This is a genomic window from Nitrosomonas sp. Is37, assembly GCF_033063275.1.
In the GTDB taxonomy this organism is placed as follows: domain Bacteria; phylum Pseudomonadota; class Gammaproteobacteria; order Burkholderiales; family Nitrosomonadaceae; genus Nitrosomonas.
Map to the genome: position 1 here is coordinate 200,782 of NZ_JAWJYP010000001.1, position 10,403 is coordinate 211,184.

The following is a 10,403-nucleotide window of genomic DNA, read 5'->3' on the forward strand; positions in this document are numbered from 1 at the left end:
CCGGCTAATGGGCGTCCCCTATTTACTCACGTTGAGCGCCAGGTTAGGAATCACTCCCCTCCTTTGGCGCTGATTCAGGTATAACCTCGTGGCAATGAGGACACTTTATTGCTTTGGACGCCACCAGTTCTCCACAGGACGGGCACTTCTTCTTCAACATGTTCCGCATCCAACCAGTGATAGACTCATCAGAACGGCGGTCATGCTCGGAATCTCGAATCGCACGTGCGACCTCCCGCTGCGGGTCGCGAAAAGTCTCGAACAGGATCCCAGAGTAAGACTGAAAATCTATCGTAAACTCACGATGAAGTTCTGCTCCTGCTTCAGTCTTAAATGCAAGTGTGACGTCAATAGTACTACCTTCGGCATAGAATTTTGGATCATGATCGACATAGCCGGCGCTAAACTTCAAGGTCCTTCCTGGGGCTAGATAGCTGATTCCCTTCTGAACGGCAGTGATTGCAGTGATGCCAGATGCCCGATCGCCGATCTTTCTCCAAGGTACCTGGTCCTTGACATCAAATCGTATGTCAAGTGCGGGAGTAGTTCCGGAATTGCCAACCAAGAATTTGACATCAATTCCATCAAACTCAATATCAACAAAGACGTTCGGATACTTGGCTTGCCGCGATTCCTCGACAAGCGAGTGAGTGAGCTTGACGTATTTCCCAGTCAGACCCACTAGTACGATGGTTGCAACCGCGGAGGCAACAGCTCCAACGGCTGAGAGAATGGCGGCAATATCCACTTTGAATACCTAACGTTAATCTTCCAGCTGACCGGAAAGCGCGCAGTGGTTCTCGGTCGACTGGATGAGTTTGTTGGGCATGACTTCGCTCTCAATCAGAAACCCCAATTGTTTGAGTCGGATCTTCACCACGCTGCGAGACACATTAAATTCGCTCATTATTGGAGCCGTAACAGCATAAAACGCATCCACATTGCATCGCTGATCGTCCAAATAAAGGAGTCCATGGCCACGATCAACGAGGGAATATCTTGCCGCTTCTATGAGAAATGACTTCACCAACCTCTCCCTTGGGAGTAGTAAGCACGAAGCAAAACAATTCGCTTGCCATTCCATGCGGATAATGTCTTTTATGCTGATTACTCCCGGGCTGTCTAAATCCAGGTTCGACTCATGGCATGACTCCCTCCTCATGTACCTCTGGTGATCAAGGAGCAAATGACCAAGCTCATGAGCTAAAGTGAATCGCGTTCGTTGCTCATTCCTCGCTTGAACCTCATCGATTTGGATTATGAGTGGGTCAAAAGAGATAACCCCGAGGACTCCAGTGGCAAGGGACGAGTCTCTCCGCACTTCTAGACCTACGTTGCGTGACAAGAATTTGAGGATCTGATCGAGCGGCACCACTCCGCCGGTATAATTGGCTTTGTGCAGGGTCTCTCGGCAAAGCGCCTCTATTTCCTCACGCTCCTTGTAGGGCACCAAGCGGTCGCTGGGTTGAAGACCCTGCTCTATTTCCGCCAATGACTCTGCTAAATTTTCGTCTGCGCCAAATCGCACCAGCCGAGAGAAGAATTGGTTCAGCGAATTTGTATAGATGTCACCAACAAAGCCGTAACAGTCAAAATATCTACTTGCGTAATCTTGCAGGTGCAAGCCCTGATGTGCGCTAGAAGAGTCTATCTTAGCAGTACTCCATGGCGTCATGCTTGAGGGTGATCGCGTAAGCACCCAATCAAGCGTTTCCGAATCAAAGTAGCGAAGTAGGCCCATCCCTTTTGAGCGGGCAAAATTGAATGCACCCTCTTGAAATGCATTCGTAGAAACAACTATCGTTTTTGTATTTGATGGGGAAATCTGTTGAGACTTCGCAAAGAACTCTTCTACGTCATCCACTGGGACTTTGTAGTCATAATTCTTGCACTCTATCAGCACCAACAAAGATCGCGTACTCTGTCCGGGAAGAGTAATCTCTATTGAAATATCAAAGACAATTTCCTTTTCTCTATCTTTCGAGTAGTAGCCCTTTTTCTTGTAGATTTGGCAGCATTCACTTTTCGCAAAAAATCGGCCTTCTGAGATCATCTCAGAAAACAATTTATAAACATCGTTTTCCAATTTGTTGCCTTTGGTAATCGTGTCCATAGCGATTTTCACTGAAATCAACCTGCCTAACAAGAATTAGACGTTCGAAATGTCCAATATATTACGTTAACGAACAACGGGATCAAATCGTATATTGACACTGCCGATGAAAAACACTGCAATAGTAGTGTTGAACAGGCTGAACCGCAAGACACTGGCAAGACTTTAGGTGTATGAGCCTGTGGGTCAGATAGGTGCTACGGTTCATTTCACGTTCAATCAAACCGAACGGTAACTTGGGCTGACTGCTAGACAGATAAAACCTGCATACGAGGAAAGTACGAATGATGAATGAAATAGCCTGTGTGGTTGGCATTGATGTAGCCAAGCGTAAATTCGATATAGCATTACTCATCAACAACAAAATCAGAACCAAAGTGTTTGACAACACGCCTGCAGGCTACAAGGCTTTTACAGATTGGCTTAGTGAACGTGGTGCAATACCCGAGCAGACGCATTTATGCATGGAGGCTACCGGTCCTTATAGCGAAACATTGGCAACCAACCTTGTGGCAGAGGGCTGGCGCGTAAGTGTGGTAAATCCAGCCCGCATCAAAGGCTTTGTACAAGGTGAGAGCTTGCGCGCAACAAAACAGATCAAGCTGATGCCACGTTACTGGCCCGATTTTGTGCAGCCATGCATCCCAGTTTTTGGACACCTCCGCCCGTTGCGTGGCGTGAATTACGCGGCTGGGTCGATCGCTTGCAAGCGCTCAAGGAAATGCATCAGCAGGAATGTAACCGCATGGAAGCACATCTGGCAAGCGGACAAACACGCTTGGTGCAGGATATTCAAATTCATTTGGACTGGCTTAACAAACAGATTAAAGAACTCGAATGCAGGATCAACGACCACATCGACCGGCACCCTGATCTCAAGCGTGATGCTGAACTGCTCCGCAGCATTCCTGGCATCGGTGATATCACCATTGCAAAGGTATTGGTATATGCGGGAGATGTGCGACGTTTTACCAATGCCAAGGCATTGGCAGCTTTCATTGGTGTAACACCCCGACAATGCGTATCCGGCAGTTCCGTTCAAAGGCAGAACGATGATGAGTCGAACTGGACACAACGAGCTGCGCCGCGCGCTGTATATGCCTAGCTTGGTGGCCAGGCATCATAATCCAATACTTAAAACATTCGGCGATAGATTAAGTACCACAGGCTTGGCTCCCAAGGCCATTATAGGAGCAGTCATGCGTAAGATGGTTCATTTGATTTACGAAGTTATTAAATCAGGACAACCATTTGATGCAGACTTTAATCATTTAGCACTTGCAATTCAAGACGATATCTGACCCCATTGCTCTGCTCTCGGCTATCTATCTTGGTTTGAGAGTAGCCAATGATCCGCATTTTGAGTTTCAGCTGAAAAAATTGAAGACGGTGATAACTATTTTAAATCAGATAGTGAATGCTTATGGCAAAGGCTGGTTATTTCGTGGAGATACCTCAGGGTCTGTCCCTAATTCTGCTTGTTTATATAAGGCAACAAGGTTTCACCTACTGGAGTTACCACGCACCTAGCACCACTTTGACCAGTTAAGTGGGCCTCTATAAGCCTAGTGCTAATCAATTCGTTAATTGAGTGTCTGACTCTTGTTATCATCCCTTGATCAAGAACATTTTTTGCTCGACAGTAGGTATCAGTAAACTCTATGAGCCAATCAGAACTGACTTTTGTACCATTAGCACTATAACTTCCTAAATTTATAAGTGGCCAGCCCCGATGATCTGAAAGAATAGTAAGAGCCTGCGGAGTCAATTTTTCAATCTGAGATAAAGCGTATTTGTGTTGCTCAAACAGTTGATAAAAACTATTTGAAACAATATGCTGCAATGCAGAAGAAAGGTGGTTTGCCAACTCCATGTCTGGAGGAGAGTCGTCCAATATGCGCAAAATTTTATTGAATAGAGTATTACCCTGAGGACTTGATAAGAAGTCTTTTAACTGTGATAGGGCCTTTTCATTTTGGTCATTTTTCTCAAAATATTGGGATAACAAGTATTCTTTTTTGGCTTCCTTTAAGTCTTCATCGACTGACTCATTCCAGTTGATAATTTCAGATACAATTTCACCCAACTTAAAAAGGCCAAGCACTTTGTCACGGATAAATTTCTTAGCATGCTGTGATTGAATCTCTCTTTCTTCTTCAACACTTAATTTTACATTCTCAAGTCTGTCCTCAAGAGACTTACTCTGAGCACCAAAGTAATAATCTGGATATCCGATAATTTCCTTTTTTATTAATTCGCCTTTTGACACATTAACTCCTCATGTAACTTGATGCCTAACTAAAATTAGATATCCAAAATAACACAATGTATTACTTCAAAAATGAAATCTAACACGGCAAGCTTCATCCTATCTCCTTCTGTTTTATAGAATTGTGTCAATTTAATTTTCATCATAACAAACCTTGTAAAATTCACAAATATGATGAATAAATCATGACTTTTTGATCAAGCACAAAATCAACCCAGCCCAAAGCATCACAACTCCCTCATTGTTTTATCACCCAATATCAAAGGTTTTCAATCTGTACATGCGCTATCTCTTCTGCCAGTTCAAGCTTGAAAATGCACAAGTAAAAATAGAGCTCTGCTTCCAGCCACGCTTGTTGTTTTCTGCTTTGACAAAGCCGTGTTGCTCTCCTGCAAAAGTGACATATGCCACTGGTAATCCGCGGCTACGCAAGGCGTCAAACATCATCTGTGACTGGTTAAGCGGCACAATGGGATCATCGAGTCCTTGGATAAGGATCAGTGGGCAGGCTAATTGCTCGATGGGATAATAGGGACAAACCACGGTTTTACTTGTAGGCAGCAGACTTACCGCGAGCTGTTCCGTTATGAATTGGAGTCTAGGCTGCTAGATGAGATCCGGCTGGTAGCAAATAGCGCAACGTGCTGGGTAATAAATGCTGCGCGCTACAGATATCGGCAACCCTGAGCCGACGGCAGTGCCCGGCAAGTCTGGACGACCGCGTAGGTTGTAGAACTGAAGTCCAGCAATCTGTTCTCACATAACCTAAAACCGTGGTCTGTCCCCTATTTTGAGAAAAGTAATTTCTACAGAATAATAAAGTCCGTCTGGGGTGCGAGAAGATAACTTATCCTTAATCCGTTGGATTTGATCTTCTCGCACCGTTTATCATTTCGGCGCAGCCGATTATTTCAGAGTTACAGTGCGCGTTGCCTGTCCCCCAAAGCTGCTACGAACGGTAATGCTTTGCGGATTCGTCGGCCACGAAAATTGACCGCTGTGCTTGCCACCGCCGATGTTCGTCAGCGTCCCGATCAGCGCGCCAGTCGCGGTCACGTAACACTTGAGCACGGCACTGCTGTTGGTGCTTGTAGCATCCACGCGCAGCTCTACCTTGGAGGCGGTGTATTCGGCGCGCTGGATGGCGACCGTATCCGCAGGCGTAGTACCCGTCGAATTTATCAAGATATCTAAAGCGGGACTTGCTCCGACGACTTGCAGCGCGATGTCCGGTTTGCCATCGCTATTGAAATGAAATCGCCTGCGATGATGATCCCGCCGCCGATGCTGGAGGCAGGAGGAGGCACCAGGTAATATGTCGGCGCCTGAAATGTTCCATCGCCGTTGCCGTTTAGGATCTCCATCAAGCCACCAGTGCCATTCCCCAGAGCGATGGCAAGGTCTTGGAAGCTGTCGCCATTGAAATCAGCGACAGCCTGATACTGAGGAACGGACAAGGTAGTATCGGTAATGATCAAGGGTTGCTGGAACGTGCCGTCGCCGTTGCCGATAAGAATCGCGGTTCTGCTTCCGTTAAGTCCAATCGCCACGACCAAATCCTGCATCGTATCCCCGTTGAAATCTGCAACGTCTATATCCGTGCCATCAACGCCGATAGTGTTGCCGGTGATGAGCGTGATGGTGGGCTGTTTCACGAACGTACCATTGCCGACGCCAATTAAAATATAAACTTGCGCGCGATCGCCCGAGATGCCCAAATCTTTAATTCCGTCATGGTTGAAATCGCCGACAGCAATTCTGGACATTCCCGTTCCGACATCAATTTCTTGCGTTGGCTGAAATGTGCCGTTGCCATTGCCGAGCATTACGAAGATTGTGCGCGAGACGGTGCAAGGTGCGGTAAAACAGGCAATTTGATGTGCAATGACGACATCGAGCTTACCGTCATTGTTCAAATCTGTAGCAACTATAGCAGGCGAATCGAAACCGGAGGTGTTTGGAAAGTTGACAGGCGCATTGAACGTCCCGTTGCCATTACCCGTCAGCAGCGAAAGGCTGATTTCCGGGGTATTGATAGTCACGACCAGATCTGTATGGCCGTCGCCATTAAAATCGCCCGCTGCCAGGTCTTGGGCTTGACCACCAACCGGATATCCGATTTTTGCCTGAAACGTACCGTCGCCATTGTTCAGCATAATAGCCGCTGAGTTTGTTCCTGTTCCCGCTAAATCAAGTTTGCCGTCACCGTTGAAGTCTGCGGCAATGTGATTGTTACCGAGAAGAGGATAAGTTGACGTTGTAAAAGTTGCCGATTGCGTCGCCGCGTTCACGGCAAAAGCAAAAACCAGCATGCCCAAAATAAACGTCCAGAAAAATGTGCTATAAAAAAATATGCGTCTCTTAATCACTTCGTCCTCCTGAAATACATTGATTCAATTGGGTGTAAGAATCTCTAGCGTTGTTTACAGTATTCTGGATTACGCAATTGTTGTCTCTTGTACCGTGGTACTAATCAGCTAGCCCTATTCTTCAGCAACTATGAAATAGCTCCTTTGATGGGATTTGTTTTCTTTTTACATTGAAAAAAAGGATTTTCGCTTACTCTGGTTTAAGCATTTTTTAGCTGCTCAGTAACTGCAATTTCTTGCACACTGCTTCATCTTTTAGCGCCACGCCTGAAAGTTTTCGACTGGTGCATTACCCGAGCAAACGCATCTATGTATGGAGTCCACTGATCCTTATAGCGAAGCATTGGCAACCAATCTAGTGGCAGAGGGCAGAGGGCTGGCGCGTGAGTGTAGTAAATCCAGCCCGTATCAAAGGCTTTGCGCAAGGTGAGCTCGCGCGTAACAAAACAGATCGAGCTGATGCTATGTTATTAGCCCGATTCTGCGCAGCCATGCGCCCCGGTTTTCGGACACCTCCAGCCGTTGCGTCGCGTGAATTACGTGGCGGGGTAGATCGCTTGCAAGCGCTTACGGAAATGCATCAGCAGGAAAGTAATCGTATGGAAGCGCATCCAGCAAGTGGACAAACAGTTAAAAGTAGAACAATGATGAGTCGTACTGGACACAACGAGCTACGTCGTGCGTTGTATATGCCTAGCTTGGTAGCTAGGCATCATAATCCTGTACTAAAAACATTCGGTGATAGATTAAGTGCCACAGGCCTAGCTCTCAAGGCAATTGTAGGAGCGGTCATGCGTAAACTGGCACATTTGATTTATGGAGTTATTAAATCAGGACAGCCATTTGATGCAAGCTTCAATCATTCAGCACTTGCAATACAAGACAGTACCTGACTCCATTGTCTTTTCAGGTCTGTCTCCCTTTTCGTTTACAGCGGTGTTAAGAAAGATACGCCGTTAGCGCCTACCGCGGAGCCGTTCTGGAGACGTTGTGCAAACCGACTCCCTTCCGTCTCGCTCTCGTCGCCGAACACGCGCGCCACCCTTCCTTTGTGGAAGCTCGACAACTGCTTGCCAAACGGAATAACGCAACCTGCCTGGTCACCATACCGCGCTTGATGCAGCTTTGGCAAGTCGTACCAGGGAACTGTAGGCTTGGTGTGATGAGCGTTGTGATAGCCGAAGTTGAGCGTAAGAAGATTTAGCCAGGGGTAGTTGACTGAAATCAGATTGCTGAAGGTATGAGATTCCTCATAGTCCCGATCGCCCCTGCGCTTCATCAAGTCAGCGTGATGATCGGCTGCCAGCATCAGGCCATAGTTATGCTGAAGCGCATCCATGAAGCGTAAAACCATCAAGAAGATCGTATAGGCAAAAAGGTAGCACAGGTATGCCGCTGGTGAATAGAAGAACACCACCAGCAGCAGGCTGAACCTGACCACAATGATCATGGTAACCCGCAGCCGCTGGTCTTTTTTGTCCTTAAACAGGAAGGGCGCAAGCATGAGTGCGCCATGCATGAGGAATTCTACGGCGGGCACATACAGCCACTCCAACGCCTGCACCATCTTGCATTGAACCGGATGGCGCGCGAGATAGCCTCTGTAATCGAACGTTGTGATGTCCGCGTTATTCACGTGGTGCTGCATGTGATTGGCGCGCAAATCCTCGTAAGTTCCATAACAGCCGCCAGTAAGCCAGTTTAACGCCTTTCCCAGCATGGCATTGTGATGTGGCGATTTGAACAGGGTATTGTGCCCGCAATCATGGATCATATAAGCGGCAATGACCATACCGTGAGCCATCGCGAGCGTGCCAATAATCATAAAGGCCGGATTCAAGGATAAAATAAGCATCGCTCCGCCAAAATAAGCTAATTGGCAATAAAGCAGCGCTGAAATAGTTGGGCGCAAACTGCCCTTGTAACGAAACCAGATTTTCTCTATTTTATGAATCATATCCAGCAGCCTCCTTTTTGGTGGATCCTTAAACTCACAGAAATGCCTCTGTAAAAACAATTATACATGCAAATTTACATGTAATAAAGCGATAACATCATTCCGAATCGACAGAATTGGATTCCAAAAATGCAAGTAAAAATCAAAGACCCGACTAAACCCAAGAAACAACCCAACCCTAGGCGCCGCCAGTTCATTCAGCTCATTAACTGTACGGATCAGTATTGGATGGAAATTCTGGGAAACAAACTCTTCCATGATCTGAACTACTATGACCTCTTCACGCAAATGTGGCTGAGGCACAACGATACTTTTTACAAGTCCGAGCTACATCGGCTCATGCCAAATATTAGTCAGCGAACCGCTGTCAAATATGTTCAGATCGCTATCGATCACGGTTTTCTCATTGAGCATACAGACCCACAAGATCTGCGTTCGAAGCGGATTACGATGTCTGCCGATCTCAAGCGGAAAATTGAGCTTTTCCTGGATTATGCCATTTCAGTGTTCGAAACATTTCCGCCGTCGGATTCTCAGCCGCCCCATTCATAACAACAAAACACACGATGTCTCGCCAACCCTGGTAGGCTGCCAGTCGGGGGTTATCGAACTTCAGCGCCGTGCCTGGCCAGCACGGATGACGTTGTTTTGCCAGAACATAATTGAAATGAGAGTGGAACTGGTAGCCTATGATCCCAGTTATGAGAGGGTCTATGCGCGAAATTCGTCAAGCATTTTGCATGGAGATAATAGGGACAGACCACGGTTCTACTTGTAGGCAGCAGACTTACCGCGAGCTGTTTTGTTATGAATTGGAGTCTAGACTGCTAGATGAGATCCGGGGGGTAGCAAATAGCATAACGCCGCGCTGGACAATGAATGTTTCGCAGCGCAGGCTTCGGCGGCCCCAGGGCGACGGGCAGTGCCTAGCAAGTCTGGACGACCGCGTAAGGTGGTAGAATGAAAATCCAGCAATCTATTTCTCACATAGTCGTAAACCGTGGGCTGCCCCATATTCTGCTGCCCTATTAATTTATCACGCCGCTTTTTATTGCTCGTATTGATAGCGGTGTTAGGCATTACATGGGTTACCCTGGAATCTCTGCCTCAACGAGTTGCGCAAGCAACGTGAGTGATTCTTGCCAGCCGAGATAGCAGGCCTCGGGTGGAATGGCTTCGGGTATTCCTTCTTGCACTATATTCAACTCGGTTCCGCAGGATACCTTTTTTAAGGATACTGTTGTCTGCATTTCTCCGGGTAAGTTTGGGTCGTCGAACTTGTCGGTGTACCGAATGCGTTCGTATGGCACAAGCTCAAGATATTCTCCGCCAAAAGAGTGGCTGTGGCCTGTAGTGAAATTTGTGAACGACATCTTGTAGGTGCCACCAACTTTGGCATCTATGTGGTGAATCTTGCCGGTAAAGCCGTTCGGTGGAAGCCATTTGGTCATTGCGTCGGCATCAAGGAACGCCCGATAGATTCTTTCAGGTGTCGCACGCAGTGCGCGATGAAGTTGAATGATATTTGTGGGCATGATCATCTTTCCTTTTTATGCGTTATGATGCCTAAACAGAAAGCTCACGTCTATAAGAGTCAGATATTGTCTTATTCAAATTCGCATTGAAAAATGAAGAAATGAAACAATATAGCCATGAATTACGAGGAAAAAATCATGGCAAGAAAAGCAAGTGGAA

12 protein-coding genes and 2 pseudogenes are annotated in these 10,403 nt (G+C 46.8%); 6 read left to right on the top strand and 8 right to left on the bottom strand.

The window, feature by feature from the left end; all coding sequences use genetic code 11:
* Positions 1 to 43: 43 nt before the first annotated feature.
* A complete protein-coding gene (locus R2Q26_RS01020) occupies positions 44 to 748 on the bottom strand; it encodes a zinc ribbon domain-containing protein (RefSeq protein ID WP_317534541.1) in 705 nt (234 codons plus the stop codon).
* A 15-nt stretch (positions 749 to 763) separates the two neighbouring features.
* Positions 764 to 2,113: an ImmA/IrrE family metallo-endopeptidase gene (locus R2Q26_RS01025; RefSeq protein ID WP_317534542.1), complete on the bottom strand. Its 1,350-nt coding sequence runs from the start codon at positions 2,111 to 2,113 to the stop codon at positions 764 to 766.
* A 287-nt stretch (positions 2,114 to 2,400) separates the two neighbouring features.
* Here R2Q26_RS01025 and R2Q26_RS15405 point away from each other — a divergent pair.
* Positions 2,401 to 2,694 (top strand): annotated as a pseudogene (locus R2Q26_RS15405) (IS110 family transposase); the annotation flags it as partial.
* A gap of 56 nt (positions 2,695 to 2,750) precedes the next feature.
* On the top strand, positions 2,751 to 3,218 hold the full coding sequence (locus R2Q26_RS01030; RefSeq protein ID WP_317534543.1) for a transposase: 468 nt from the start codon (positions 2,751 to 2,753) through the stop codon (positions 3,216 to 3,218).
* 363 nt (positions 3,219 to 3,581) lie between these two features.
* Here R2Q26_RS01030 and R2Q26_RS01035 read toward each other — a convergent pair whose 3' ends face one another.
* The gene (locus R2Q26_RS01035) at positions 3,582 to 4,382 is read right to left on the bottom strand and encodes a hypothetical protein (protein WP_317534544.1); all 801 of its coding nucleotides are present in this window, start codon (positions 4,380 to 4,382) and stop codon (positions 3,582 to 3,584) included.
* Between the two features lie 285 nt (positions 4,383 to 4,667).
* Entirely contained in the window at positions 4,668 to 4,925 is a 258-nt protein-coding gene (locus tag R2Q26_RS01040; protein WP_317534545.1) for an alpha/beta hydrolase family protein, read from the bottom strand.
* 324 nt (positions 4,926 to 5,249) lie between these two features.
* On the opposite strand from R2Q26_RS01040, the gene R2Q26_RS01045 reads away from it, so the two are divergent.
* Positions 5,250 to 5,576, top strand: coding sequence for a hypothetical protein (locus R2Q26_RS01045; protein ID WP_317534546.1), 327 nt, complete (start codon positions 5,250 to 5,252; stop codon positions 5,574 to 5,576).
* Here the strand turns inward: R2Q26_RS01045 and R2Q26_RS01050 are convergent.
* Complete coding sequence (locus R2Q26_RS01050; RefSeq protein WP_317534547.1) at positions 5,573 to 6,751, bottom strand: VCBS repeat-containing protein; 1,179 nt, start codon at positions 6,749 to 6,751, stop codon at positions 5,573 to 5,575. The two genes, R2Q26_RS01045 and R2Q26_RS01050, sit on opposite strands and share 4 nt — an antisense overlap.
* A 377-nt stretch (positions 6,752 to 7,128) precedes the next feature.
* Here R2Q26_RS01050 and R2Q26_RS01055 point away from each other — a divergent pair.
* Positions 7,129 to 7,350: pseudogene (locus tag R2Q26_RS01055) on the top strand (IS110 family transposase); the annotation flags it as partial.
* Positions 7,351 to 7,644 (top strand): transposase, encoded by a 294-nt coding sequence (locus R2Q26_RS01060; RefSeq protein ID WP_317534563.1) that lies wholly within the window; start codon positions 7,351 to 7,353, stop codon positions 7,642 to 7,644.
* Between the two features lie 35 nt (positions 7,645 to 7,679).
* Here the strand turns inward: R2Q26_RS01060 and R2Q26_RS01065 are convergent, their stop codons facing one another.
* Entirely contained in the window at positions 7,680 to 8,708 is a 1,029-nt protein-coding gene (locus R2Q26_RS01065; protein ID WP_317534548.1) for a fatty acid desaturase, read from the bottom strand.
* A 129-nt stretch (positions 8,709 to 8,837) separates the two neighbouring features.
* Between R2Q26_RS01065 and R2Q26_RS01070 the strand changes: the two genes are divergently transcribed.
* Positions 8,838 to 9,260 carry a MarR family transcriptional regulator gene (locus R2Q26_RS01070; protein WP_317534549.1) on the top strand — a complete coding sequence of 141 codons (423 nt, stop codon included), beginning with the start codon at positions 8,838 to 8,840 and terminating at the stop codon, positions 9,258 to 9,260.
* A 267-nt stretch (positions 9,261 to 9,527) separates the two neighbouring features.
* Here R2Q26_RS01070 and R2Q26_RS01075 read toward each other — a convergent pair whose 3' ends face one another.
* Both R2Q26_RS01075 and R2Q26_RS01080 read right to left on the bottom strand, forming a co-directional pair.
* On the bottom strand, positions 9,528 to 9,788 hold the full coding sequence (locus R2Q26_RS01075) for a hypothetical protein (RefSeq protein ID WP_317534550.1): 261 nt from the start codon (positions 9,786 to 9,788) through the stop codon (positions 9,528 to 9,530).
* Positions 9,789 to 9,796: 8 nt separating this feature from the next.
* Positions 9,797 to 10,243, bottom strand: coding sequence for an SRPBCC family protein (locus R2Q26_RS01080; protein ID WP_317534551.1), 447 nt, complete (start codon positions 10,241 to 10,243; stop codon positions 9,797 to 9,799).
* Between the last annotated feature and the right edge of the window lie 160 nt (positions 10,244 to 10,403).